Source organism: Cyanobium sp. Morenito 9A2 (assembly GCF_024345575.1).
Classification (GTDB): Bacteria; Cyanobacteriota; Cyanobacteriia; order PCC-6307; family Cyanobiaceae; genus ATX-6F1.
Genome location: NZ_JAGQBJ010000003.1, coordinates 131,502 through 155,545, shown reverse-complemented (window position 1 = coordinate 155,545; position 24,044 = coordinate 131,502). Strand labels below are relative to the sequence as shown.

Here is a 24,044-nt window from a genome sequence, read left to right as displayed (position 1 = left end):
ATCTTCGGGTAAGGCCGGGCAGGATGGCGACGTTGCCCCTGTCCTGGCCATGGCCCCTGATCCACCCAGCCCCCCACCTGGAGAGTCCAGCGGAGCGGCGGCCGAATCCTCCAGCTCAGAGCTGATCAAACAACTCTCCGCCGACCGCCTCTGGTTGCTGCAGCAGATCGATGCCGGCGCCTGGCCGGACCTGCGGCTGGACCTGGCGGCCCTGGAGCGGGAGCTTGGTCAGTTGCTGGATCAGGCCGCCCAGCGGCTGAAGGCCTGATGGGCGGAGTGGCCCGGTGACCCCGCGATCAGAAGGGAATGTCGTCTTCGTCCTCGGGAAAGTCGGGCACCAGGGGCGATGTGTTCCAAACCGGGGCGGCGGCCGGCATGGGCACCGGTGGGACCAGCGCAGGTTGTTGAGCGGGGTTGGGGGTGCCGGTGGGCCCATCAGGGCTGACACCACCCAGTCGGACCGGGGCGGGAGCGGCGCCCTGCCTCTGGCGCGACGGCGCACCTCCCGCCGGGGGGTACCCGCTTTCGGCTGGCTGGGAACCCGATGGAGCCCACCCCGGGTTGGCCGCCCCGGAGGCCGCTGCGGCGATGGGATGCAGACGCGAGAGGGTGAACTCAGCGCGCTTTTCTTTGATCCCATCCTGGCGGGTGAAGGAATTCATGCGCAGGCGCCCCTCCACCACGAGCCGCTGGCCGGGCTGCACGCGGTTCTGCAGGTCCTGGGCGAGGTTTCCCCAGCCCACCAGCTTCAGCTGGCCGGGGGGATCTTCGGGCCGGAGCCCATCGATCTGCACCGCCACCTCCGCGATCGGCGTCTGATTGTCCTGGGTGTAACGGAGCTGGGGCGCCTCCAGCACCTCCACCTCCAGCACGGCGTGATTCAAGGTCCTGGGCGTGGCGGCGGTGGCCCATCTTGATGCACGCGCCCGCTCTCAAGCAGATGCCCCAGCAACATCTCTGGCTGGTGGCAGGCACGGGCGAAGGCCCGCCGCTGGCGGCGACGCTGCTGGATCGGGGCTGGCAGGTGCGGGTGAACCTTGTGAGCTCCAGCGCCCTCCGCGCCTATGCCCCTCACCCACGCCTGGAGCTGGAGAGCGGCGCCCTGGGCGGTGAGGCGGCGATTGAAGCGCGGCTGGCGGCGGCGGTCGGCCGAAACGCCCCCTTCGACTGGGTGGTGGATGCCAGCCACCCCTTTGCCCAGGTGATCAGCGCCGAGCTGGCCCGGGTTTGCCAGCGGCTGGGTCAGCCGCTGCTGCGCTTGCGCCGGGAAACACTCGAGGGCGATGACACCAGCGGTGAGGCCCTTGGACCGCCTGGACCGGGCCTGAGGCTGCTGGCGGATCTGGCGGATCTCGGGTCCGTGGATCTGCGCGCCGATCGGCTGCTGCTGGCGATCGGCGCCCGCCGGTTGGCGCAGGCCTTGGCGGCCTCCAATGCCGCCGGCCACGGCGCCCGCCTGTTACCCAGCCCCGCCGCCCTCCGGCTAGCCCGGGCCGTGGGGCTGAGCGACGCTCAGATCGCCTGCCACCGGCCCACCCCCGGGGGTGGGCTCCCGCCGCTGGCCTTGGAGCGCGCCCTGTGCCGCCAGTGGGGGATCACCGCCGTCCTCGCCCGTCAGTCAGGGGGGACCACCGAAGCAACCTGGCGGCAGCTGGCCGGGGAAGAGGGCCTCAAGCTGCTCTTGATCCGGCGCCCCCCCGAGCCAGCCGCGGTGCTTGGGTTGCCCCTCGAGGCGCTGCTGGAGAAGCTGGGGTTCCCCACCACGCCGCCATGAGCGATGAACCGCCGCTGGAGCTGGTTCTGACCAGCGAAGCCAACCAGTCCCTGGCTGAAGCGCTGGCACGAGACTTGTTGGAGCGGCGTCTGGTGGCCTGCGTGAGCCTCCAGCCCCTCACCTCCCTTTACCGCTGGCAGGGTCAGCTCGAATGCAGCGAGGAGGTGCAGCTTCTGATCAAGACCCACCCCACCCGGCTGGATGAGCTCAAAGCGCACCTGCACCAACGGCACAGCTACGAGACCCCCGAATGGATCCATTGGAGCGCCCGCAGCGGGGGCGCCTACGGATCCTGGGTGGCCGAGAGCTGTGACCTCAGCCCAGGTGTTGCGCCACCAGCTCCTTGAGCGAGCCCTGGGGACGGGGGCCCAGTTGGGTCACCACCTGACCGGCGCAAAGCGAGCCGAGCTGGCCGCAGCGTTCCAGCGGTTGCCCCTGGGTGTAGCCGTAGAGGAAGCCGGCCGCGTAGAGATCCCCGGCACCGGTGGTGTCCAGGAGCTCACCCAAGCGGAACGGTTCAATCAGATGCGTGGCCTCACCTGCCAGCACCACTGACCCCCGCTCGCTGCGGGTGAGGGCAGCCACCTTGCAGCGGCCCCGCACCTGCACGAGGGCCGTCTCGAAGCTGTCGGTGCCGTAGAGCGCGGTGATCTCGCTCTCATTGGCAAAGAGCAGATCCACGTGGCCATCCACCAGGTCCAGAAAACTCTCGCGGTGACGCTCCACGCAGAAGCCATCGGACAGGCTCAGGGCCACCTCGCCCCCCGCGGCGCGGATCACGCCAGCGGCAGCGATGAAGGCGCGCTTGGCCGCCTCGCTGTCCCAGAGATAGCCCTCGAGGTAGAGCACCTTGGCCCGCCGCACCAGCTCCAGATCCAGGTCCGCCGGCTCCAGATTCACCGAGGCCCCGAGGTAAGTGCACATGGTGCGCTGGGCATCGGGGGTGACCAGGATCAGGCAGCGGGCCGTGGACGGTCCTTGGCTGGCGGCGGGTGTCGTGAAATGGGCACCGGCGGCGCGGATGTCGTGGGCGAAGATCTCCCCGAGCTGGTCGTCGCGCACCCGACCGATGAAGCCCGCGCTGCCCCCGAGCTGGGCGATGCCGGCGAGGGTGTTGGCGGCCGATCCACCCGAGGTTTCCAGACCCACCCCACAGGCGGCGTAGAGCCGCTCGGCTTGCCCTTGATTCACCAGGGCCATCGCTCCCTTGCTCAGGTCGTGATCGGCCAGGAAGGCATCATCGGCCTGAACAAGCACATCGACGATCGCATTGCCGATGCCGACCACATCAAAGGTTTCGCCCATCGTTTCGGTTGGTTTAAACGCTCAGCAGAGCGCGCTTGGGCCCGTGGATGGGATCTTCCACCACGATCGTCTGGTCACGGTTGGCGCCCAGGGAAACGATCGCGATCGGCACCTCCATCAGTTCGGCCAGAAAGCGCAGGTAGGCCATCGCCGTTGGGGGCAGATCCTCCAAACGGCGGCAGTCGGCGGTGGAACACTGCCAACCGGGCAGACTCTCGAAGATCGGCCGGCAGCGGGCAAAATCCTCGGCGCTGCTGGGGAAGTAATCAATCCGCTCGCCATCAAGCTCATAGGCGACGCAGACCTCGATCGCATCGAGTTCATCGAGTACGTCGAGCTTGGTGATCGCCAGGCAATCAAGCCCATTCACCTGCACGGCATAGCGACCGATCACACCATCGAACCAGCCACAGCGGCGCCGGCGGCCGGTGGTGGTGCCGAACTCATGGCCGCGATCGCAGAGATGGTCGTTGAGGCTGCCTTCCAGTTCGGTGGGGAAGGGCCCTTCCCCCACCCGGGTGGTGTAAGCCTTGGCCACTCCGATCACCCGGTCGATCAAAGTAGGGCCCACGCCCGCACCGATGCAGGCCCCGCCACTCACCGGATTGGAGGAGGTGACATAGGGGTAGGTGCCGTGGTCGAGATCGAGCAGGGTGCCCTGGGCGCCCTCGAACAGGATGTTCTTCCGTTCTCGAGCCGCCTGATGGATGGTGCGGGTGCAATCCACCACGTGGGGGGCCAGGCGTCGGCCGTAGGCGGCGTACTCCTCGATCACCATCTCAGGGTCCAGGGGCTCGAGGCCATAGATCCGCTCAAGCAACAGGTTCTTCTCACCGAGCGGCCCCAGCAACCGATCGCGCAGGCGATCTTGATCGAGCAGATCAATCACGCGGATGCCATTGCGCTCCGACTTATCGGCGTAGGTGGGGCCGATGCCCCGGCCGGTGGTGCCGATGCGGCGGTCCCCCCGGCGCTGCTCCATCGCCAGATCGAGCATGCGGTGGTACGGCATGGTCACGTGGGCCGTGGAAGCCAGACGCAACCCGCCGATGTCGATGCCGTTCTCGGCGAGCATGTCGAGCTCGCCGAGCATGACCTTGGGGTCCACCACTGTGCCGGAACCAATCAAGCAGATGGTTTCGGGGTACAGGATGCCCGAGGGGATCAGGTGCAGCTTGAGCACCTTGTCGTCCACGACGATCGTGTGACCGGCGTTGACACCACCCTGATAACGGACGACGACGTCAGCGGAGCGGCTCAGCAGATCGGTGATCTTGCCCTTCCCCTCGTCGCCCCACTGTGCACCGATGACGACAACGTTGGCCAAGGAGACAGCGGCCCGAAGCCGCTTCAAAGCGCAATCTGTGAGCCTCTCAGATCGCCCTGCCCTTCGTCAAAAGACAGGGGCTTCAGGGCGGCGGCGCCGCGGGCCTTAGGCACCGCGCAAGGCACTGGCTTCAGCCTTCTTCAGTTCCTTGTCAAGGCGTGCCTTGAGGGCATCAGGCAGGGGGCGATTGGCATAGGCGGCGTAGTGGGCCGCCAAGGAATTCATCGCCGTCTGCATGGTGGTGAAGGAGCTCAGGCCATTGAGGCGGCTCTGGGGCCGGTAGCGGGCGGTGTAGCTGTTGATCAAGCTGCGGGCCTCCACCTCCGCCTCCCGACGGCTGGGGTCGTCCTGGGGCAAGGCAATGGTGATCATCAGAGACTGGGCCACCGCCACGGTGTCATCGACGTAATTGCCCGTGATCGGGCCGGCCGACGACGAGCAGGCGGAGAGCACCAACGCCAGCGAGAGGCAAAGCGCCATCAGGACTGCCTTGGCACGAAGGAGCACAGCAGCCATGGGGAACGCAACCAGGAAGACAAGAGTGAGATTCTAGAAGAGCTCCCCATGAAGGCCTGCAGTGGGGCCTGATGGGAGGGCTACTGCCTTGAGCCGCTGCCTTGAGCTGTCTCCTTGAACAGACAGCGGCGGCAGGCCGTGCCCACCAGCCGTTCAGGCCCCCTCCCCCTGCGCGGGCAGATCCAAGGCCAAACCCCGGCGTTGGGCGAGCAAAAGGGGCACCAGGGTGGCCGCCAGCTCGGCGGCAGGAAGCTCCTGCTTGGCGCCCCCAGCGCGCTCCACCAGCTCCACCGTGCCGCCGGCCGCGCCACGGCCCACCACCAGCCGCCAGGGGATGCCGATCAAATCCGCGTCCTTGAACTTCACGCCAGCCCGCTCGGAGCGGTCATCCAGCAGCACATCGACGCCCGCCGCCTGGAGGTCCCCATAAAGCTGCTCAGCCAGGGCCACCTGGGCCGCCTCTTGCCCGTTGGCGATCACGATGATCAGCTCGAAGGGGGCGATCGCCACGGGCCAGATCAGGCCGTTGGCGTCGTGGTGCTGCTCAACGGCGGCCTGGGCCAGCCGGGAGACCCCGATCCCGTAACAGCCCATCCACAGGGCCTCCTCCTGGCCGGCCTCATTGGTGAAGCGAGCCCCGAGCGCTTCGGAATACTTGCGCCCGAGCTGAAAGATGTGGCCCACCTCGATGCCACGGCTGGCCACCAGCACCTGGCTGACGTCATGGAGGCAGCGGTCGCCCGGTTGGGCGGCGCGCAGGTCAAGGGCCTCCGGCTTGAGCCCCAGATCGCTCCAGCTGACCCCCACCCGATGGGCCTCGCCCCCGTTGGCACCGCAGACGAATCGCTCGAGTTCGGCGGCAGTGGCATCGGCCAGCCGCAGAAAGTGCGTTGACCAATCCCTGGCGCCGGCCAGAACGGCATCCTCGAGCTGGGGGCCGAGGTAGCCGAAGGGCAGGGGGGCGAGCCCCTGGCGCTGCACCTGCTCAGGGTTGATCGGTTCGACCTCCAGCAGGGTTCCCCGTTCACCTCCAAGCCTGGCCGTCAGGACATTGGCCAGCTTCACGTCATTGAGTTGCTGGTCCCCGCGCAGGCTGATCAGCAGCGGCTGATCGGGGCCATCGGCAAAGCGCGCCACCAGCAGCAGCACTTTGACGATCTGACTGGGATCGAAACCGTGGGCAGAACACAACCCCTGGATCGTGCTCTGCCCCGGGGTGGCCAGCACCCGGAAGGGGCCGGCAGGCAAGGGCACCGCCGCTCCCGCCCGTGAAGTAGCACGCTCCTGGTTGGCGGCATAGCGGCCATCGGGGCTAGCCAGAATGAGGTCTTCGCCGGCCTCGGCCGTGACCATGAACTCCTGGCTGGCGGAGCCGCCAATGGCCCCACTGTCGGCTTCCACGGCCACGGCCCGCAGGCCGCAGCGGCTGAAGATCCGCCGGTAGGCACCGTCGAAATCCTGGTAGGTCCGGCGCAGATCCTCCTCATCGGCGTGGAAGGAGTAGGCGTCCTTCATGATGAATTCGCGTCCGCGCATCAGCCCGAACCGGGGCCGGATCTCATCGCGGAACTTGGTCTGAATCTGATAAAGGCAGACGGGTAGCTGACGGTAAGACCGCAACAAGTCAGCGGCGATGGTCGTGATCACCTCTTCGTGGGTGGGGCCCAGGCCAAAGGCGCGCTCCTGGCGGTCCAGCAGGTGGAACATGATCCCCTCACCAGCGGTGTATCCCGCCCAGCGGCCGCTGCGCTCCCAGAGTTCGGCGGGCTGCAGCTGGGGCAACAGTGTTTCAAGGCCCCCAACGGCGTTCACCTCCTCGCGCACGATCGCCGAGATCTTCTGCAGCACACGCCAGAGCAGGGGCAAGTAGGCGTAGATGCCGGATCCCACCCTGCGGATGAAGCCGGCCCGGAGCAGCAGCTTGTGGGAGATGATTTCGGCTTCGGCGGGGTCGTCCCGCAGCGTCACCAGCAGCAGGCGGGAGACGCGCATGGAAAGGACCTTGAAGCGGTGGGGCTGGACGCTATCACTTGGTCCCCACGTGCTTCGCCAATGGCTGCCCTGGTCACCGGCAGGGCGGAAAAGTTCTGCTAGGGTCCCCGCTCAACTCCCATCCGTCGCAAAGTCGTCTCATGGTCGCCCCTTCGATTCCTCCCGGTGGGGTAGGCCCGTTTTCGGTGCCACCCCAGGGCGGGTCACCTGCGGGCACGCACGGAAATCCTGGCGAGGGTGAGGCCTTGATCGGCATCGACGAGGTCCAAAAAGCGCTGAATCGCTCGCGCGCCTCGGTGTACCGCTACACCAACACCGATCCCCGCAACCTCAACCCTCCCTTCAATCCGCGCAAACTCAACCCGGAATACCGCAGCGACCAAAAGGATCCCCTGCATTTCCACCCCAACGAGGTGGCACGATTCGCCCGGGATGTGCTGAGGATCAAGGAAGTCACCGTGGAGGTGCTCAATTCACCCTCCACCGCCACCCAGCAACTGCTGAGCACGATCCTCGAGGAATTGCGTGCGATTCGCCAGCACCTGGGTGGCAGCGAAAGCCCGCCCCTCGAGTTCAACGCCATGCGGGAGCGGAGCGAGCAGGCCCGCCCCGCCGCCTGAGCGCTGCTTTCCTCAAGGCCGCGTCCTGAGGGCAGCCTTCCTTGGGGGCTGGGATCAACCAACGAACCAAGGTCCAGACCCCTGGGGCCATCAGCCCATCGGCACTCAGATCACTGGGCTTCAGACTCCGGCTGGATGGCTGGTGCTTTCAGTGTCACAATTAATCAACCTGAGCGTTACGTCGGTGTGAGGTGCGATCCCTCCCCGCCCCACGGGCAGGTCGCTTCGCTTTTCGATCCGAGCATCAGAAAGCGGGGTTGTCCCCTCACCCTCGTCCATGGACTCCGAGCCCCCCCCCCGAACCGCCGCCAGTCAACCCTTCACCGACGAACCCTCGGCAGCGGACTCCGGAGAGGAACCCTTCAGTTACGACCCCTTCCTGGCCACTGGATCGGCCCTGGCGGGACCCCTGATCGCCCTGATGGCCCTGGCATTGCCTCTGATCAGCGTGCTGGGAGACCGACACGGCAGCGATCGAGGGCAATCCGCAGGTGGCGGAAGCGACAGTGGTGCAGCGCTGACTTTGCCGGCCTCCCTGAGCAATGGATCTCGAACGCCTGGCCGCCTCCCCAGCCCCCGGACTGGTGAACCTGGTGGTGGAGATTCCCGCCGGCAGCCGTAACAAATACGAGTACATCCCCGCAGCCGGGGTGATGGCCCTGGACCGGGTGCTGCACTCGTCGGTGCGCTATCCCTTCGATTACGGGTTCGTTCCGAACACCCTTGCCGAAGATGGGGCCCCCCTCGACGCGATGGTGATCATGGAGGAGCCCACCTTCGCTGGCTGTCTGATCGCCGCCCGGCCCATCGGTGTGCTCGACATGATCGACAGCGGCCTGCCCGACGGCAAGCTGCTCTGCGTGCCGGCGGCTGATCCACGCCAGGACTCGATCCGCAGCATTCGTCAGATCGCCCCGAACCAGCTGGAGGAGGTAGCGGAGTTCTTCAGGATTTACAAAAATCTGGAGGGTCGAACCACCACGATCCTTGGTTGGCAGGATGCGGACCGTGTCGGGGCGTTGCTGGAACGGTGCATCGAGGCGGCCGACCAACGGCTCGCCTGCGGCGCCATCGAAGCTCCTTCGCTCAACGACGACGCTGCAGCAGGAAACCCTCCACATCAAGGGCCTGGAAGATCCGCGCCGGATCACTGAAGCCGGCCGCATTCACCAGGGCTGTGAGACGGGCCGCTCCGATCGGATGGAGCGCCTGGGTGAGCGGTGCCAGTTGCTCTGCGGTGGCCGTGAGTCCGCTGGCCCGCTGGAACCCGAGCCAGGCCCTCTCCACCTGCTCACCCAAGCCGCTGAGGGAGGAGCGCATCAGGTCCACCAGCACCAGTTGTCCACCGGGCCTGAGGCTCTGGGCCAGCGCCGTGAGAAACGCCAACTTGCTGCCGTCGTCGGGAAGTGACTGCAGGACCAGCACGGAGAGGGCTCCGGCGAACCGCCCGCTCTCCTGGAGGGATTCGGCCGTGGAGCAGCGCCATTCGATCGCCGGGGCATGGCGGAGCCGCCCCTGGGCCACCTGGAGCATGGCCGCCGAGGGGTCAATGGCGGTGAGCCGCCAATCGGGGCGTTGCGCCACCGCTTCCAGCAGTTCGGCGCCGGTGCCGCATCCGGCCACCAGCACGTCCGCTCCCGTTTCTCCCGCCAGAGGTCCGACGGCCAGCAGGGCCACTGCGAGACGCGCCAGACTGGCGTATCCGGGTACTAACTGCTGCAGGACCAGGTCATAACCGGCCGGCGCCAGGGGATCAAGGGGTTGTTCGACCAAGGAGCTCGGGCGGTTGAACCAATGCTACGAAGCCCCTCCGACAACATCCGTTTCAGGGCGAAAAGAGGCCGCCAGTGGACAGGTAAGTTGGACGGCATCGTGTTCCCTACCGACAGTGCCCACCATCCGTTTCGAACAGGAAGGCCAGCAAGTCGGCTGCATCGAGGGGGCCAACCTGCGCAAGGCCGCCCTCGACGCAGGCATCAACCCCTACAAGGGCCTGAACAACTTCAACAACTGCGGTGGTCTCGGCCAGTGCGGCACCTGCGTGGTGGAAGTGCTTGAGGGTGAGCGCAACCTCTCCCCCCGCAGCGACGTGGAGCAGGTGTATCTGGCCGATCGTCCCGCCAATTACCGCCTCAGCTGCCGCACAACGGTCAACGGCGATGTGACCGTTCGCACCCGTCCCCAAGCCGGCGTGGGTAAGGGCTCCAACAGCCTGGTCGGTGCGCTGAAGGCCCTCGTCGGCAAGTAAGAAACCGCTTAGCCAACTCCCGCTCGACGCGACCATGGCGGTCTTGCCAGTGCCGGGAGGAGCCCAGCGGATCTACTGTTACGCGGGGTGCAGCACCTGCCGCAAAGCCCTCCGATGGCTCCAGGATCAGGCCATTGCCTACGAGGTGGTCGACATCACCAGTGCGCCCCCCTCCCTGGAGGAATTGAGCCAGGCGCTCGCCTCCCTTGGCGACCGCCAGCGCTTGTTCAACACCAGCGGCCTCAGTTACCGCACCCTCGGCTCAGCCCAGGTGAAGGCCCTGACCGACGCGGAGGCCCTGGAGGCCCTTGCCGCCGACGGCAAGCTGATCAAGCGTCCCTTCTTGATCACCCCAGGTGGCGAGGCGCTCACAGGCTTTGATCCCCAGCGCTGGTCGGAGGCACTTCGCCAGTCGGCACCGTGAGCATGAGGGCATCGAGCTCCTGCATCAGCTGCTCGATCCCAGCCCTGTTGATCTGGGCCAGGTAGGTGAGCTTGAGGTTCTCCAGCAGCGCGCAGATCAGTTGCTGGCTGCGCACCAAACCCTGGCCCGACTCCAAAGCCCCCGCCAGTTCTTCCCAGAATCGATCGACCAGGTCCTGGACCTGGCGCACCTGCTGGTCATCGGCCAGCTCCAAGCGCTGGCCGGTGCTGCGGGAGAGACCCAGCAGATTGTCGACCACCCCCGAGGCCAGCTGGCGACTCAGCTCCTGCTCCACCTGAAGCACGGGCTGCAGGCTGCGCAAGGAGGGCGGAAGCACCGCGCTGCGGAAGCTCTGCTGCAGGGCATGGCCAACGATCGAGCGCAACTCCGGCGCCAGCCGCGGCGCCACCTGGGCCAGCACCATGGGACCCCAGATCCGCAACAGCTCCACCACCTCCCATTCCCCCTGGCTCGGCACGCTCTGATGGCTGCGCAGGGCGCGGATGCGCGTGGGCCACTGGGGTGAGCGGATCAGTTGCTGCAGCCCATCGACGAGCTGCAGAGCCAGCACTTCGAACAGTTCCACAGCCAGCAGCGCCACCACTCCTCGGCTGAGCACCGCCCGCAGCGGCTCGAAGTTCACCAACCCACTGGACTGCAGACGCTCAATCACCGACACCAAGCGCAGGGGACGCCAGAAGGGCAACAGCAGCGGCAGGTCGGTCCAGCGGCGCAGGCAGGCCTGCCTCCAGCTCAGCCCCGGTAGTCGCCGGCGCAGCCGCACCAGCCGCAACAGGATGTCCAGCAGGAAGACCCACTGGAACACCAGCAGGTCGATGCGCCAGAAGTGGTCGGTGGGGCGACCGTTCTCATCGATCGAACGCCAGTAGTTGGTCGCCACAAGGGGCAGCACCTCCTTGCGCCAGAACAGCCGCTCGCGGCTCCAGGGGTGCTGCCTGAGCCAAGTGTCACTGAGCAGACGCTCCGCCGAGGCCTTCGCGGAATCGAGGTCGGCGCGCTCGCGCAGGCGGTTCTTGATCTTCTCGAGGGTGCCGGAGGCGCCCGAGGCGGCAAACGGGTTGGTGTCGATCAGGACGCTGGTGAGCTCCAGCTGCTGGGCACGCAGGTCCGCCTGCTGCCTGGCATCGGCGCCTGGCTGCTGCAGGGCGCGATCGAGGGCCTCGAAGCGCAGCAGGTAGGTGCGGGTCTCCCGATGGGGTTCGATCCCCTTCACCCGGTCGTAGAGGGGCGTGACGTCCGGCAGGGCCGTGAGCGGCAGCTTCAGCGGCACCGACGGCAAGGGGTAAAGATTGCGCTGCAACCAGAAGGTGCGCAGGGGCACGTAGCTGAGATCGAATCCAACCCAGAGGAGATTGAGGGTGGCCCAGAGCGCCACGAAGCGGTCCCAGCCGCGCCACCAGGGTGCCGCTTCCGGTGGAACAGGATCGTGCCAGCGGGGCCGAACCATGGCATCAGCGAAGCGGGTTCCAGGCTAAGGAGGTCCCTCTGCCTAATCTCCAGACGACACCGCGCCCCGGAGCGCCAACCCTTGACCGCCCAGGACCCCCAAGCCCCGCTTCCACCAGCCTCCCCCGTTCCCGCCCCCAAAGGAACCCCTGCCACGCCTCCATTGGAGAGCGCGTGGGGGTTCTGGCGCAGCGTGGTGATCACCCTGGCGATCGCCCTCGGGATTCGCCATTTCCTGCTCGAGGCCCGCTTCATCCCCTCGGGTTCGATGCTGCCGGGCCTGCAGATACAGGACCGTCTGCTGGTGGAAAAGCTCAGCTATCGCAGCCGGGAACCACGGCGAGGCGAAATCGTGGTCTTCCACTCTCCGTATCACTTCGATCCAGCCCTGATCGCCGACAACAAGGTCAGCCCCCTGCGCTGCCTGCTGGTGAACCTGCCTCTGGTGGGCTCCCTGCCCGGGATCCAGGCACCCGCCTGCGATGCATACATCAAACGGGTGATCGCGGTGCCCGGTGACCGCGTGGTCGTCAACCCCCGCGGCGAGGTGAGCATCGATGGCCGCCGGCTCCAGGAGCCGTACGTCAAGACCTACTGCCCGGTGGACGGCCAGGGCATGGGACCCTGCCGTTCCCTCAACGTGGTCGTGCCCAAAGGCCATGTGCTGATGCTGGGGGACAACCGTGCCAACAGCTGGGACGGACGCTTCTGGCCCGGGGGTCCGTTCGTCCCCCAAAGCGAAATCATCGGGCGAGCCTTCTACCGTTTCTTCCCCTTCAATTCCCTGGGGAATCTGGGAGCAGCTGATCCTCTCCAGGCTGGCCCCCCCGCCACAGGGAAGCCCTGAGGCCCGTGGCCAGCACCTGACCCCGTTGACGCTCGGTCAGCAGGGGTTCATTCGCCGCGAGGGGGGCCTCGGGATCCTCCTTTGGAAGCCATTCCTGCTCGGGATCGAACAGCAGCCAGCGGCGACTCCCCAGCGCCAGCCGCTCCTCAGGACGTCCCAGCAACCGGGAGGGGCCCCAACTCAAGGCCTGCCAGAGGGCCTCTGGGCTCCAGCCACGCGCCACCACCAGCTCCCGCCAGAGGGCCGGCAGAACGAAGCGGTGTCCCGCCACACCGCTCTGGCGCTGGTCGAGCGGCAGCAGTTGCTCCTCGCCATCGAGGGGCTGGTGGTTGACAGCGACCGCGCTCAGCACCCCGTCGGCCAGGGCGGCGATCAGCGCCTCCCGGTCGGTGGGCGTCCCGAGGGAGGGCACCACATGCCAGCCCTCGGCCACCGGATCAAGGCTGCCGCTGTCGGCCAGCAGGTGCCACCAGCCCACGCTGGCCAAGGGCACGCGGGTGGAAACGGCAGCGGCCCGCCGCAGCAACTGCACTCCGGCGGCGGTGGAAAGGTTCATCAAACGCAGGGGGCCGGTCGGTTCCGGCGCCTGGGCGGCGAGGGTGAGCAGGCACTGGAGGGCCAACGTCTCGCTCACCACAGGATCAAGGGGCCAGCCGGCCCGCAGGGCCTCCACGCCTTCGCGCACGAAACCCTGTTGGGTGAGCGAAGGATCCCGGGGCGCCACCAGCAGCGGCCGCCCACCAGCCTCGGCCAGGCGCAGGCCCCGCTCCAGCAGCGCCAGGGGCGGCAGGTCGGCGTCATCGGCCAACCCGATCGCTCCGGCCTCCAACTGATCGCCATGGGGGGCCAGTTCCTCGCCGCGGCCGCCAGCGCTGAAGCTCCCCCAGAGCAACAACTCGAAAGGGGCCGGCGCGTTGAGCTGCAGTCGCTCGGGACGATCACGCCAGCTACGGGCCCGGGGCAGGAGGGCAACGGTGCCGTAGCCCGCGGCACTGGCCGAGCGCACCAGGCTCGCGAGCGTTTCGGCCCGGCCGCAGATCGGATCTTCGAGCACGCTGTGCGGATCCACCAGCACAGGGGCCAACAGCCAGCCCTGGGCTTCCAGCCCAGGCACGCCCCCTGCGGCCGCCAGGGCACGAGCTTCGGCGCCGTAGGCGGCTATGGCCCCGTCCCGCACCAGCACGTCCTCGGAGCGCAGGGGCCGTTGGGCCCCCTCCAGCAACTGGACCTGGCGCAGGAAGCGATCGATCATCGAGGCACCGGCGGCGGGGAACTAAAGCGCACCGGCGGCGGTGCGATCGATCACCCCCCCAAGATGGGTCGTGAGGTTGAGGGCGGCCACCAGGGGCATCCCCTCGGGGCCGTGGGGGTAATCGATCACGGTCACCCCACCGTTTCCCTGCTTCACCGTCCAGATGTCGGCTGGTGTCAGGCCCAGCAGGGCGCAGAGGATGGTCTTGTTGACGGCGTCGTGGGCCACCACCAGGGCCGTTTCGCTCGGATCAAGGGCGGCGACGATGCGGTTCCAACCCTCCAAGGAACGGTCCCACACGTCCTGGAGGTTTTCGCCCTCAGGCATCTGCACGGTGTGGGGGGCCCGTTTCCAGTCGGCCAGGAGCTGGGGCCATCCCTCGGCAATCTCCTCCTCCAGACACCCCTCCCAGAGGCCGTGGCCGATTTCCACCAACGCCGGCACGCTGGTGAGCGGCACCCCCGGATGGGCCGCCAGAATCATCTCGGCGGTCTGACGCGGCCGGGCCATTGAACTGGTATAGGCGCGCTGGAAGGTGACCACCTCCAGGAAGGCGGCGGCGGCCTGGGCCTGGGCCCGTCCGTTGGCGTTGAGGGGAATGTCGATCTGCCCCTGGAAGCGACCCTGACGGTTCCAATCGGTTTCGCCGTGGCGCACCAGCAGCAGGCGCTGGCCGGCTCCCTTGGCGGGAAGTCCGGCCCCCAGGTGAGCGATGCCATTGAGCGACTCGATCTGCACCTGCAGCGTCCCCTCGGACCCGCGCTCCAGGTTCAGCACGGAGATGGAGCCGTTGTCGATCCGCAAGCGGCGGAGGTCGTTCGCAGAGCGCCCCAGCAGCTGGAGGATCAAGCAGCGCAGGATCGCGTTGTGGGCCACCAGCAGCACGGTGCCCATGGTCGAGGAATCGGCGCCATGGCGCTCCAGCAAGCGATCGATGAACCGTTGCGCCTGCTCCAGCAGTTCAGGAATCGGTCGGTAGAGACGCCCATCGGCCCCCTCAAGTTCCAGCTCTGCGGGGGCATGGAGCCACTGCCGGGCCTTCTCGGGGAATCGCTCCCGAACCTCTGAGCTGCGCAGCCCACTCCAGGGGGACAGATCCACCTCCAGCAGATCGTCATCGAAGACGATCGCTTGGGCGCTGCCCCGGGCGGCCAACAGGTGGCGGGCCGTGTCAGCGGCCCGGCTCAGGGGAGAGGCATAGACAGCTGTCAGGGGAAGATCTTTGAGGGCGGTCCCAGCGGCCTTGGCTTGGATCACCCCCAGCTCGCTGAGCTGGGAAAGATCGTCACGGCCCTGAATGCGGTGCTCCAGGTTGAAGCTGCTCAGCCCGTGGCGGACCAGCACAATCCTCAGGGGCACAGGGGCTCAACCGTTGGCGCCGCCATCGTATGGGACTGGCTCGGGCCCAACGGTCTCCGGCGGGACCCAGCGGCAGGGAGAATCGGGAGATTGCACAGCGAAACGGGTGACAACAAGCGGCAACCGGCCCCGTTCGCCGTCCTGGAAGGTTGTCCTGGCTCTGCTTAGCCTGGTCCTCAGCCTGCTGCTCTGGGTCGGCGGGCTGCTCGACAGCCTGCAGCGCCCCTCGGTGGGGAACGCCCTCAGCCAACGGCAACTTGAACTGGCGGCCCTGGCCGCCCCTCAGCTGCCCGTGCAACTGAAAGAAGCCTTGGTGGGCGCCGTTCCGGAGCGACAACTGCTTGATGAACTGAACCGCCAGGCCAAGGAAACGAGCACGGCGGGCACCCCTGAATCCAGCGCCAACCTGCTGCAGCGAGCCCTTCTGGAGGCCAACTTCGGGCGCAGCGACGCCGCCCGAGACCTCTACCGCCAGCTCCAGCAGGCGGGCCCACCGCTTGACCAACGCCCCCTGGTGGAGGCGCTCCTGGGCGGGGATCGCCTCCCGAGCGAGCGGGCGGAGCTCCTCAGCGCGCCCGTGAGCCACCAGGAGCTCCTGCACCAACTGGCCTGCCAGCAGCTGCTCAAACCGGGCCCTGGAGCACCGGCAGCGAGCTGCCGCAACGAGGCCGCCGAGCGCACGGCGGCGGTGCAGTTGGTGGTGGTGAACGTGCTGCCGGCCTTCGCCCTGCTGCTCGGTCTGGCCTTGCTGGTCCGGGAGCTGTGGCAGCGCTGGCGGGGCAAGGCCCCGGCGGCACCGGCCCTGCTGGCCCCCCCCCTCACCCTGGTGGATGTCACATTGCTCGTGGCGGGCGGCTTCGTTGTGCTCGGGGACCTGGTCACCCCCTTGGTGATTCGTCCGCCCGCCGAGGCCCTGCTCAGGGCCCTGCAGATCGGCTCGCCCCTGGCCGAAGGCCTCTCTGTGGTGATTTTCTACCTGGGGCTGATGAGCTGCCCGCTGTTGATCCTGGCCCTGATGCTTCGCTCGCGCGTGCCCCCGGAGGGGGGGTGGCTTCAGTTTCGCTGGCAGCCCCTGGGTCTGAACCTCAGGCGAGCCTTCAAGGGTTTTTTGATGGTGCTGCCGCTGGTGAGCCTGGTGGGCTGGCTCCAAAGTCTGCTGCTTGGGGACCCCGGGGGCAGCAACCCTCTGCTGGAACTCGTGCTCCAGAGCGACAACCTGCCCACCCTGCTCTGCTTCGCCCTGACGGCGGTGGTGCTGGCCCCGCTGTTCGAGGAAGCGATCTTCCGAGGGGTCCTGTTGCCGGTGCTGGGCCGTGAATTCGGTATGGGCTGGGGAATCATGGCCAGCAGCCTGGTGTTCGGCGTTGCCCACCTCAGCCTGGGGGAGCTGCCGCCCCTGTTCGTGCTTGGGCTGGGCCTGGGCTGGCTGCGTTGGTCCAGTGGCCGTCTCGGGGCCTGCGTGTTGATGCACGGCCTCTGGAATGCCATCACCTTCACCAACTTGGTGGTGCTGGGCAGCTGAGCCGGTGGGCCGGTTCGCTCAGATGCACCCCCGGGCACCACTCCTGCGGCGTTGGGATCCAAACCTGACCCTTGCTGCACCAGTGGTGGCGTGGTTCACTGGCCCAGTCATCCCCAAGTCCTTTGGTCGCCGCCCCCTCCCAACGGCTCCCCCGCCAGGCGCCCACGAAGGGACGCCGGTCACTGGAACTGATCCAAGGCTCCCTTTCCGCCAACAAGGTGGCCCGCCAGGCCCCCTGGCTGGCGAACCTGCACCGGGTCGCCGATGGAGCCTTGGCCGGTCTCGGACTCAGCATGGTGGGTCTGGCGGCTCTGTCCCTGCACTGGCAGACCCAGTGGACCCAATCGTTTCAACGACTGGAATCCGCCCAAGTGCTCGAACACCGGCTGCAGGAATCAGCCGCTGTGCTCGAGCAACACCATCTTGGAGCGGCCCACCGCCCCGGGTTGCTCGTGCCCACCAGCAGTGAAAAACTCGTTTATTTGAACTCACCGGAACCGCCTCTTCCCCGACCCATGTCCTCGTTGCTGGCAGGCATCACCACCCGCCAAGTGCTGCCCGGTTACTGAGTCTTGACCAACGCCGAGCGACGCGTCGTCAACCTGCACAGCGTTCCTGCCGGCAGGCTGTTGGCGGTCTATGTGCTGCTTGCAGTGGGCCTCGTCGGATTGGCCGTGCGCTTGGCCTGGGTACAGATCGTCCAAGGCCCAGGCCTGGAAGCGCGCGCCCGCTCCATCCAAACCCAGAAGGTCATTCCGATCGGCAAGCGCCGCACGATCGTCGATCGTGAAGGTCGCCTGGTGGCCCTTGACGAGGAGCGCTTCATTCTCTGGGCCCATCCTCGCTATTTCAACTTCCCTGGCGACGACCCCAATGGTGTGCGCTCCCCTGGCGAGGTGAGTGCCAAGTTGGCCACCGTGCTGGCCCTGCCCCAGGAAGAGCTGCTTCACACCATCGGGGCACGCCGTTCGGGGGTCAAGTTGGCGACGGATCTGGATCCAGAGACCGCCCACCGGGTGAGAAGCCTCGGCATCAGCGGCCTCGACCTGGAGCCCTTCCCCCAGCGCATCTACCCCCAGGGCGGCCTGTTCGCCAACGTGGTGGGATTCTTGAACCAGGAGCGCGTGCCCCAGGCGGGGCTGGAGCAGAGCCGCGACAGCGACCTCAAGCGCCATGAAGCCTCCCTGTCCCTTCGCCGCGGTGCCGATGGCACCCCCTTGCCCGATGGGCTCCAGGCAGGGGTGCTCTACGGCGACGATCTACGGCTGCAGCTGACCATGGACGCCCGCCTGCAGCAGGTGGCCCAAGCCGCCCTCGCCAAGCAGGTCAAGAAGTGGAGTGCGAAGAAGGGGGCGGCCCTGGTGATGGACGTCCGCAACGGCGAGATCCTTGCCCTGGCTTCCGTTCCCAGTTACAACCCCAACCGTTTCTGGACCTACTCACCTTCACTGTTTCGCGAGTGGTCGGTCCAGGATCTCTATGAACCCGGCTCGACGTTCAAGCCGATCAACCTGGCCCTGGCCCTGCAGGAGGGAGCGATCGATCCGGGCGGCACTGTGGTCGACAACGGTGAGCTCACCATCGGCGGGTGGCCGATCTTCAACCACGACAAGCGTGCCAACGGGGTGATGGACTTCCCCACCGTGTTGCAGGTCTCCAGCAACGTGGGCATGGTGCAGGCCATGCGCCACGTGAAACCACGGCATTTCTGGAGCTGGCTGCACAAATTCGGCATCGACACCGTCCCCGACACCGATCTGCCGGGGGCTGTGGCCGGTCAGCTCAAGAGTGAGCAGGAGTTCGTCAGCCAACCGATCGAACCCGCCACCGCCGCCTTCGGCCAGGGTTTTTCGCTTACGCCCTTAAAACTCCTGCAGCTCCACGCCATGCTCGCCAACGGCGGTCGCCTGGTGAGCCCCCACATCACCCGTGGCCTGCGCTCCGGTGATGGGTTGGCGGGCGCACAGGCCAGTAGCGGCCTGCAGTTGATTCAGCCCAAGGTCGCGCAAACGGTGCTCCACTGGATGGAGACCGTGGTGCAGAAAGGCAGCGGCAAGGGCATCCGCATCCCCGGCTACCGCATCGGCGGCAAAACAGGCACCGCCCAGAAAGCTCTCAACGGGGTCTACATCCCCGGAGCGCGCATCTGCAGCTTTGTCGCCCACCTGCCGATCGACGATCCCCGTTTCGTGGTGCTGGTGGTGGTGGATGAGCCCCAGGGCGGCAATGCCTACGGTTCCACCGTGGCCGTGCCTGTGGCCAAACAGATTGTCGAGGCCCTGTTGGTGCTCGAGAAAATTCCCCCCAGCCCCCCGCAGAGCGCCGTCAAGACAACCGCACCAGGCAAGGCCAGAACCGCGGGTTGATCCCACAGGCCGATGGAACCCACGTTGGCGGACCGGCTCGCACCCGCTGATCAGGTGCGGGAACGCACAAACAGCCCCACCTCTCCCCAGGCCTGTCGAAAAGGCCCAGATGAGCTGGCTACGGTGGGCCAATCCGCGCCATTCCCTCTCCCCATGGCCAACCTGCTGGACCAGCTCGCTGCCATCACGGTGGTGGTCGCCGACACCGGTGATCTCGATGCGATCAAGCAGTTCACGCCCCGGGATGCCACCACCAACCCCTCTTTGATCCTGGCGGCGGCCCAGATTCCTGCCTACCAGCCCCTGATCGACACCGCCTTGCGCTCGGCCCGGGCCGTGATCGGCCCCGAGGCCCCCGCCGATGCGGTGGTGCTCGAAGCCCTCGATGAAATCTGTGTGATCTTCGGCCGCGAAATCCTCAAGATCGTCCCTGGCCGGGTTTCCACCGAAGTGGACGCCCGCCTCAGCTACGACACCGAAGCGACGATCACCAAGGCCCGCAAGTTGATCGGGCTGTACCACGAGGCTGGCATCGGCAACGAGCGCGTGCTGATCAAGGTGGCATCCACCTGGGAGGGCATCAAGGCCGCCCAGCAATTGGAGCAGGAGGGCATCCACTGCAACCTCACCCTGCTGTTCAACTTCGCCCAGGCGGTGGCCTGCGCCGAGGCCGGCATCACCTTGATCTCGCCTTTCGTCGGGCGCATCCTCGACTGGTACAAGGCCTCCACCGGCCGGGACCACTATCCCGGGGCAGAAGATCCTGGCGTGGTCTCGGTGAGCCGGATCTTCAACTACTTCAAAACCCACGGCTACCACACCGAGGTGATGGGGGCCAGCTTCCGCAACATCGAGGAAATCCTCGAGCTCGCCGGCTGTGACCTCCTCACGATCTCGCCGAAGCTGCTCGATCAGCTGCGCAACAGCGAGGGAGTTCTGGAGCGCAAGCTCAACGCCCTCGAACCCGCGGCCAGCGAAGCGCTCGTGCACCTCGATCAGGCCGGCTTTGAGGCCGCCATGGGCGCCGATGCCATGGCCCACGAGAAACTCGACGAGGGGATCCGAGGCTTCAGCAAAGCAATTGAAACCCTTGAAGCGCAGCTCGCCCATCGGCTGGCCGAACTGGAGGGCGCCTCCGCCTTCACCCATGCGGCCCACGAGATCTTCCTGCTCAACGACCTCGATGGCGACGGCTGCATCACCCGTGAGGAATGGCTGGGCAGCGATGCCGTGTTCGATGCCCTCGACACCGACCACGACGGACGCCTGGCGTGCGAAGACGTGCGCGGTGGCCTGGGGGCCGCCCTGGCTCTAGCCCAGAGCACTTGAGCCGCTGGGCCTGCCATCTGCTCGTCACATCACCTGGACTTAACCCGGCTGCGAGAAAGTAGGTCTGATTCTTTGACCGTGTTCCTGTGAATGCTCTCGACACCATGCGTGCCCTCGCCAACCAGAGTGAGGTGCGTGATTTCGAGGCGGGCGAACTGATCTTCCGTTCCGGCGAGTCCGGGGACTGCATGTTCGGTCTATTGGAGGGCACGGTCGAATTGACCTGGAACGGCGAAGCAGGCCATGAGCAGATCAGCGAAGGCGATGTCTTCGGTGCCGGGGCCCTGGTGATCGGCGACCACCGCCGCTACGGCAACGCCCGAGCCCTCACCCCCTCCCGCATCCTGGTGATGAACCGCGAGAAGTTCCTCTTCGCCGTCCAAGAGTCACCAATGTTCGCGATCGAACTCCTCGGTTCGATCGACGAGCGCCTCCGCCGCCTCAAGGGCACCACCTGAGGCTGAACCTGCGTTGGCTGAGCCCAGGACGGGTAAGGGTTGATCGCTCAGGCGCCCTTGAACAACAGCCGCCGGATCACCCGTTGGGCGATGTCGCCGTAGCCCAGCTCCCCCGAGAGGATCTGGGCGATGCGCTCGGGGGCCGTGGGGCGCTTGATGCCGAGCTGATAGCCCACGCTGGGGAACCGGTAGAACACCTGGGCGATCCGCCGTCCCCAGGCCATGGAGTCGCCCCATTCCCTGCGCATCGTGGCGCTGTAGCCCTCCAGAGCCCGCTCCTCGCCCCCCAGCCAGTGGTCAAGCGCCTCAGCGGCGCGGGTCGCGCTGAGCAACGCGGGGCGCAACCCCTCGGCCAGGAAGGGATCCGCCAACGAGGCCGCATCCCCCACCGCCAACGCCCCAGGGCCATGGAGCGCGTGGTGGCCATCCCAGATGCGCAAAGGCGCGGGGCGGAGGTTGTGGGCATCTGCGTTCAACCCCAACGTCGGCAACAGCCGCTCCAGCGCTGGCTTCGCCTGCAGCGGCTCACGACCGATGAAGGAGCCCACGCCGATGCTGGTGCCCCCCAGGCGCGGGAAAGCCCAGCAGAAGCCATGGCGCACCAGGCCAAATTCGAAGCGAGCGGTGTCCGGCTCCAATTGTTCCCCCTCCACATCCAGGGCGACCGCCTGGGCGAAGCGGGGTCGGGCTGGCCCCAACCCGAGGGGGGCTGCGAAACGGGAGGAGGAGCCGTCGGCCACCACCAGGGCGCGGGCGGTCAGATCGCGACCTGCGGCGGTGCGCACGCGCCATCCCTCCCCATCGCGCTCCACCGCCTCCACAGCGCAGCCTTGCTCCAACTCGGCCCCCGCCGCGACGGCCTGGGCACTTAAAAAGGCATCGAGCACCGAACGGCGCACGATCCAGAACGGGGAACGACCCGGCAGCTCTGCAGTGACCGGATCCTCCAGGCACCAAGTGAAGCGCACCTTCTCGATCACCCGATCCACCGCCGGGCCGAGATCGAAGGGGAACCAGCGCTGCACCGAAGCCGCCATGCCACCGCCACAGGGCTTGGGCCGAGGCAGCCGTGCGCGCTCCAGCATCAACACCTTTCGGCCCCGTTGGGCCAGATGAAAGGCCGTGGAGGCTCCAGCGGCTCCGGCGCCGATCACGATCACATCGGTGTGCGTCAAACCTTGAGGATGTCGGCTTCCTTCTCGGCCAGGTGCTTCTCAACCAGGGCGATGAAACGGTCGGTGAGCTTCTGCACCTTGTCCTGCTCATCGCGGCTCTGATCTTCCGAGAGCTCAGCGTCTTTTTCGCTGCGCTTGACCTTGTCGATGGCGTCGCGGCGGATGTTGCGCAGGGCCACCTTGCCCTCCTCGGCATACTTCGCGGCCAGCTTGCAGAACTCCTTGCGCCGCTCCTCGGTGAGGGGCGGGATGTTGATGCGGATCACCCGGCCATCGTTATTCGGGGTGAGTCCGAGGTCACTGGTGGCGATCGCTTTTTCGATCAGCCCCATGGAGCCTGCATCGAAGGGCTGGATCTGCAGGGTCTGGGCGTCGGGGGTGGAGAGGGTGGCCAGGGCTTTCAGCGGTGTGTCGGCTCCGTAGTACTCGACGCTGATCTTGTCGAGCAGGGAGGGATTGGCGCGGCCGGTGCGGATCGAATTGAACGTGCGAAGGGTGGATTCCACCGACTTCTGCATGCTGGCTTCGATGTCCATGGGAGGGGGCTCCAAAGAGAGGAAGGCTCAGGGGGAGGGGGTGATACGGGTGCCGATCGCTTCACCGGCCACGACGCGGCCGATGTTGCCGGGACCGAACAGGTCGAACACGACGATCGGGATGTCGTTGTCCTTGCAGAGGGCGATGGCGGTGCTGTCCATCACTTCCAGTTCACCACTCAGCACCTGTTGGAAGGTGAGCGTGTCGTAACGCACGGCATCGCTGTACTTGGCGGGGTCCTTGTCGTAGACCCCGTCCACTTTGGTGGCCTTGAAGACCACCTCGGCGTTGATCTCTGCGGCTCGCAGGGCAGCGGTGGTGTCGGTGGTGAAGAAGGGGTTGCCGCAGCCGGCCCCGAAGACCACCACGCGGCCCTTTTCCAGGTGCCGTATCGCCTTGCGGCGGATGTAGGGCTCGGCCACCTCCTGCATGGCGATGGCGGTCTGCACCCGGGTGGGCACCCCAGCGCGTTCCAGGGCGTCCTGGAGGCTGATGGCGTTCATCACCGTGGCCAGCATGCCGACGTAATCGGCGGTGGCGCGGTCCATGCCGGCGGCGGATCCCTTGAGGCCCCGAAAGATGTTGCCGCCCCCCACCACGATCGCCACCTGGGTGCCGGCGGCGACCACCGCGGCCACGTCGGCGGCGATCCACTGGACGATGGCGGGATCAATGCCGTAGCCCTGCTCGCCCATCAGCGCCTCGCCGCTGAGTTTGAGAAGAACACGCTGGTAAGCCATCCGGTTCAGCGCTCGGCTCCTGCGTTCGGCCGCAGAGTAGCAAGGGGCCCAGGCCAGACCCCAGCAGCGATTCCCCCGCTGCCGACCTCCATGGCGCCCACGATTCGGTGCCCTAGAACTCGATTCCGGCCTGGGCCTTCACCCCCTGTTCCCGGAACGGGTGGCGCAGCAATTTCATCTCCGTCACCAGATCGGCCCGCTCCACCAGGGCCGGCGGCGCCCCCCGGCCCGTCAGTGCGACATGGGTGAGGGGCGGCCGTTGGTCGAGACCCTCCAGCAACTGCTCCAGCTCCAGGTAGCCGAGTTTGAGGGCCACATTCACCTCATCGAGCACCACCAACTTGCGCGCCGGATCGGACAGGTGCCGCAGGGATTCATGCCACGCCTCCTGCACCCGCTGGCGGTCCCGCTCCCGGTCCTGGGTCTCCCAGGTGAAGCCCTCCCCCAGGGCCTGCCAGTGCAGGGCCTCACCGAACACTTGCAGGGCTCGGGCCTCGCCCGGCTGCCAGCCCCCCTTGATGAACTGAATCACCGCTACCCGCTCCCCATGGCCCAGGGTGCGCAGCACCAACCCCAGGGCCGCGGTGGTCTTGCCCTTGCCCTCCCCGGTGAAGACCAGCACCAGCCCCTTTTCGAGGTTGCGCTCCCCCACCCGCTGGCTCTGCACGGCGCGGCGGCGTTCCATGCGGCGGCGATAGCCCTCCGCATCGGCTTCGGGGGCCAGGGATCCACCGGGGCCGATCTCACCGGCGAGCTTGTCGAGATCGGGGGGCGTTGCGCTCATCG

25 protein-coding genes and 1 pseudogene are annotated in these 24,044 nt (G+C 67.0%); 13 read left to right on the top strand and 13 right to left on the bottom strand.

Going from position 1 to position 24,044, the window contains the following annotated elements; all coding sequences use genetic code 11:
• Positions 1–49: 49 nt before the first annotated feature.
• Complete coding sequence (locus tag KBY88_RS05940; protein WP_254938993.1) at positions 50–268, top strand: DUF8666 family protein; 219 nt, start codon at positions 50–52, stop codon at positions 266–268.
• 28 nt (positions 269–296) lie between these two features.
• Here KBY88_RS05940 and KBY88_RS05935 read toward each other — a convergent pair whose 3' ends face one another.
• Entirely contained in the window at positions 297–884 is a 588-nt protein-coding gene (locus KBY88_RS05935) for a single-stranded DNA-binding protein (protein WP_254938992.1), read from the bottom strand.
• A 56-nt stretch (positions 885–940) separates the two neighbouring features.
• On the opposite strand from KBY88_RS05935, the gene KBY88_RS05930 reads away from it, so the two are divergent.
• Together KBY88_RS05930 and cutA are read left to right on the top strand one after the other, a co-directional pair.
• Positions 941–1,774 carry a precorrin-6A/cobalt-precorrin-6A reductase gene (locus KBY88_RS05930; RefSeq protein ID WP_254938991.1) on the top strand — a complete coding sequence of 278 codons (834 nt, stop codon included), beginning with the start codon at positions 941–943 and terminating at the stop codon, positions 1,772–1,774.
• Positions 1,771–2,121, top strand: a complete 351-nt coding sequence (gene cutA, locus KBY88_RS05925; RefSeq protein WP_254938990.1) for a divalent-cation tolerance protein CutA — start codon at positions 1,771–1,773, stop codon at positions 2,119–2,121. Before KBY88_RS05930 ends, cutA begins: the two co-directional genes overlap by 4 nt.
• Here the strand turns inward: cutA and KBY88_RS05920 are convergent.
• From KBY88_RS05920 to KBY88_RS05905, 4 genes are all read right to left on the bottom strand, one after another.
• Complete coding sequence (locus tag KBY88_RS05920; RefSeq protein ID WP_254938989.1) at positions 2,090–3,079, bottom strand: adenosine kinase; 990 nt, start codon at positions 3,077–3,079, stop codon at positions 2,090–2,092. The genes cutA and KBY88_RS05920 overlap by 32 nt on opposite strands.
• A 13-nt stretch (positions 3,080–3,092) precedes the next feature.
• Positions 3,093–4,406 carry an adenylosuccinate synthase gene (locus KBY88_RS05915; RefSeq protein WP_254938988.1) on the bottom strand — a complete coding sequence of 438 codons (1,314 nt, stop codon included), beginning with the start codon at positions 4,404–4,406 and terminating at the stop codon, positions 3,093–3,095.
• 105 nt (positions 4,407–4,511) lie between these two features.
• On the bottom strand, positions 4,512–4,922 hold the full coding sequence (gene psb27, locus KBY88_RS05910) for a photosystem II protein Psb27 (RefSeq protein WP_254938987.1): 411 nt from the start codon (positions 4,920–4,922) through the stop codon (positions 4,512–4,514).
• Between the two features lie 153 nt (positions 4,923–5,075).
• Complete coding sequence (locus tag KBY88_RS05905; RefSeq protein ID WP_254938986.1) at positions 5,076–6,914, bottom strand: proline--tRNA ligase; 1,839 nt, start codon at positions 6,912–6,914, stop codon at positions 5,076–5,078.
• 140 nt (positions 6,915–7,054) lie between these two features.
• Between KBY88_RS05905 and KBY88_RS05900 the strand changes: the two genes are divergently transcribed.
• Together KBY88_RS05900 and KBY88_RS05895 are read left to right on the top strand one after the other, a co-directional pair.
• The gene (locus KBY88_RS05900) at positions 7,055–7,534 is read left to right on the top strand and encodes a DUF8631 domain-containing protein (protein ID WP_254938985.1); all 480 of its coding nucleotides are present in this window, start codon (positions 7,055–7,057) and stop codon (positions 7,532–7,534) included.
• A gap of 542 nt (positions 7,535–8,076) precedes the next feature.
• Positions 8,077–8,580 (top strand): annotated as a pseudogene (locus KBY88_RS05895) (inorganic diphosphatase); the annotation flags it as partial.
• A 40-nt stretch (positions 8,581–8,620) separates the two neighbouring features.
• Here KBY88_RS05895 and KBY88_RS05890 read toward each other — a convergent pair.
• Positions 8,621–9,307, bottom strand: a complete 687-nt coding sequence (locus KBY88_RS05890) for a class I SAM-dependent methyltransferase (RefSeq protein ID WP_254938983.1) — start codon at positions 9,305–9,307, stop codon at positions 8,621–8,623.
• Between the two features lie 115 nt (positions 9,308–9,422).
• Here KBY88_RS05890 and KBY88_RS05885 point away from each other — a divergent pair, with 115 nt between their 5' ends.
• Together KBY88_RS05885 and KBY88_RS05880 are read left to right on the top strand one after the other, a co-directional pair.
• Positions 9,423–9,782 carry a 2Fe-2S iron-sulfur cluster-binding protein gene (locus KBY88_RS05885; protein WP_254938982.1) on the top strand — a complete coding sequence of 120 codons (360 nt, stop codon included), beginning with the start codon at positions 9,423–9,425 and terminating at the stop codon, positions 9,780–9,782.
• A gap of 34 nt (positions 9,783–9,816) precedes the next feature.
• Positions 9,817–10,206, top strand: a complete 390-nt coding sequence (locus tag KBY88_RS05880; protein WP_254938981.1) for a Spx/MgsR family RNA polymerase-binding regulatory protein — start codon at positions 9,817–9,819, stop codon at positions 10,204–10,206.
• Here the strand turns inward: KBY88_RS05880 and KBY88_RS05875 are convergent.
• The gene (locus KBY88_RS05875) at positions 10,151–11,674 is read right to left on the bottom strand and encodes a hypothetical protein (protein WP_254938980.1); all 1,524 of its coding nucleotides are present in this window, start codon (positions 11,672–11,674) and stop codon (positions 10,151–10,153) included. The two genes, KBY88_RS05880 and KBY88_RS05875, sit on opposite strands and share 56 nt — an antisense overlap.
• An 81-nt stretch (positions 11,675–11,755) precedes the next feature.
• On the opposite strand from KBY88_RS05875, the gene lepB reads away from it, so the two are divergent.
• Positions 11,756–12,520, top strand: a complete 765-nt coding sequence (gene lepB / locus KBY88_RS05870; RefSeq protein WP_396102639.1) for a signal peptidase I — start codon at positions 11,756–11,758, stop codon at positions 12,518–12,520.
• Here lepB and KBY88_RS05865 read toward each other — a convergent pair.
• Both KBY88_RS05865 and KBY88_RS05860 read right to left on the bottom strand, forming a co-directional pair.
• The gene (locus tag KBY88_RS05865; RefSeq protein ID WP_254938979.1) at positions 12,450–13,772 is read right to left on the bottom strand and encodes a dihydroorotase; all 1,323 of its coding nucleotides are present in this window, start codon (positions 13,770–13,772) and stop codon (positions 12,450–12,452) included. The two genes, lepB and KBY88_RS05865, sit on opposite strands and share 71 nt — an antisense overlap.
• Before the next feature lie 21 nt (positions 13,773–13,793).
• Positions 13,794–15,131 carry a histidine phosphatase family protein gene (locus KBY88_RS05860; RefSeq protein ID WP_254938978.1) on the bottom strand — a complete coding sequence of 446 codons (1,338 nt, stop codon included), beginning with the start codon at positions 15,129–15,131 and terminating at the stop codon, positions 13,794–13,796.
• Between the two features lie 106 nt (positions 15,132–15,237).
• On the opposite strand from KBY88_RS05860, the gene KBY88_RS05855 reads away from it, so the two are divergent.
• From KBY88_RS05855 to KBY88_RS05835, 5 genes are all read left to right on the top strand, one after another.
• Positions 15,238–16,653: a CPBP family intramembrane glutamic endopeptidase gene (locus KBY88_RS05855; RefSeq protein ID WP_254938977.1), complete on the top strand. Its 1,416-nt coding sequence runs from the start codon at positions 15,238–15,240 to the stop codon at positions 16,651–16,653.
• 122 nt (positions 16,654–16,775) lie between these two features.
• A complete protein-coding gene (locus tag KBY88_RS05850) occupies positions 16,776–17,222 on the top strand; it encodes a hypothetical protein (RefSeq protein WP_254938976.1) in 447 nt (148 codons plus the stop codon).
• A gap of 3 nt (positions 17,223–17,225) precedes the next feature.
• Complete coding sequence (locus KBY88_RS05845) at positions 17,226–19,019, top strand: peptidoglycan D,D-transpeptidase FtsI family protein (protein WP_254938975.1); 1,794 nt, start codon at positions 17,226–17,228, stop codon at positions 19,017–19,019.
• Between the two features lie 153 nt (positions 19,020–19,172).
• Positions 19,173–20,348: a transaldolase gene (locus KBY88_RS05840; RefSeq protein WP_254938974.1), complete on the top strand. Its 1,176-nt coding sequence runs from the start codon at positions 19,173–19,175 to the stop codon at positions 20,346–20,348.
• A gap of 86 nt (positions 20,349–20,434) precedes the next feature.
• Positions 20,435–20,806 carry a Crp/Fnr family transcriptional regulator gene (locus KBY88_RS05835; protein ID WP_254938973.1) on the top strand — a complete coding sequence of 124 codons (372 nt, stop codon included), beginning with the start codon at positions 20,435–20,437 and terminating at the stop codon, positions 20,804–20,806.
• A 47-nt stretch (positions 20,807–20,853) separates the two neighbouring features.
• Here the strand turns inward: KBY88_RS05835 and KBY88_RS05830 are convergent, their stop codons facing one another.
• The 4 genes from KBY88_RS05830 to cobO form a co-directional block, all read right to left on the bottom strand.
• The gene (locus tag KBY88_RS05830; protein ID WP_254938972.1) at positions 20,854–21,981 is read right to left on the bottom strand and encodes a geranylgeranyl reductase family protein; all 1,128 of its coding nucleotides are present in this window, start codon (positions 21,979–21,981) and stop codon (positions 20,854–20,856) included.
• Entirely contained in the window at positions 21,978–22,517 is a 540-nt protein-coding gene (gene frr, locus KBY88_RS05825) for a ribosome recycling factor (RefSeq protein WP_254938971.1), read from the bottom strand. The genes KBY88_RS05830 and frr overlap by 4 nt, the downstream gene beginning before the upstream one ends.
• Before the next feature lie 27 nt (positions 22,518–22,544).
• Positions 22,545–23,258 (bottom strand): UMP kinase, encoded by a 714-nt coding sequence (gene pyrH, locus KBY88_RS05820; protein ID WP_254938970.1) that lies wholly within the window; start codon positions 23,256–23,258, stop codon positions 22,545–22,547.
• Between the two features lie 112 nt (positions 23,259–23,370).
• A complete protein-coding gene (gene cobO / locus KBY88_RS05815) occupies positions 23,371–24,042 on the bottom strand; it encodes a cob(I)yrinic acid a,c-diamide adenosyltransferase (protein ID WP_254938969.1) in 672 nt (223 codons plus the stop codon).
• Positions 24,043–24,044: the final 2 nt, after the last annotated feature.

Bases quoted from the DNA above. Each gene is read 5' to 3' on its own strand.
- KBY88_RS05940 (WP_254938993.1), top strand. From the start codon at position 50: ATGGCCCCTGATCCACCCAGCCCCCCACCTGGAGAGTCCAGCGGAGCG.
- KBY88_RS05930 (WP_254938991.1), top strand. From the start codon at position 941: ATGCCCCAGCAACATCTCTGGCTGGTGGCAGGCACGGGCGAAGGCCCG.
- cutA (WP_254938990.1), top strand. From the start codon at position 1,771: ATGAGCGATGAACCGCCGCTGGAGCTGGTTCTGACCAGCGAAGCCAAC.
- KBY88_RS05920 (WP_254938989.1), bottom strand. From the start codon at position 3,079: ATGGGCGAAACCTTTGATGTGGTCGGCATCGGCAATGCGATCGTCGAT.
- psb27 (WP_254938987.1), bottom strand. From the start codon at position 4,922: ATGGCTGCTGTGCTCCTTCGTGCCAAGGCAGTCCTGATGGCGCTTTGC.
- KBY88_RS05905 (WP_254938986.1), bottom strand. From the start codon at position 6,914: ATGCGCGTCTCCCGCCTGCTGCTGGTGACGCTGCGGGACGACCCCGCC.
- KBY88_RS05900 (WP_254938985.1), top strand. From the start codon at position 7,055: ATGGTCGCCCCTTCGATTCCTCCCGGTGGGGTAGGCCCGTTTTCGGTG.
- KBY88_RS05880 (WP_254938981.1), top strand. From the start codon at position 9,817: ATGGCGGTCTTGCCAGTGCCGGGAGGAGCCCAGCGGATCTACTGTTAC.
- KBY88_RS05875 (WP_254938980.1), bottom strand. From the start codon at position 11,674: ATGGTTCGGCCCCGCTGGCACGATCCTGTTCCACCGGAAGCGGCACCC.
- KBY88_RS05865 (WP_254938979.1), bottom strand. From the start codon at position 13,772: ATGATCGATCGCTTCCTGCGCCAGGTCCAGTTGCTGGAGGGGGCCCAA.
- KBY88_RS05840 (WP_254938974.1), top strand. From the start codon at position 19,173: ATGGCCAACCTGCTGGACCAGCTCGCTGCCATCACGGTGGTGGTCGCC.
- frr (WP_254938971.1), bottom strand. From the start codon at position 22,517: ATGGACATCGAAGCCAGCATGCAGAAGTCGGTGGAATCCACCCTTCGC.
- pyrH (WP_254938970.1), bottom strand. From the start codon at position 23,258: ATGGCTTACCAGCGTGTTCTTCTCAAACTCAGCGGCGAGGCGCTGATG.
- cobO (WP_254938969.1), bottom strand. From the start codon at position 24,042: ATGAGCGCAACGCCCCCCGATCTCGACAAGCTCGCCGGTGAGATCGGC.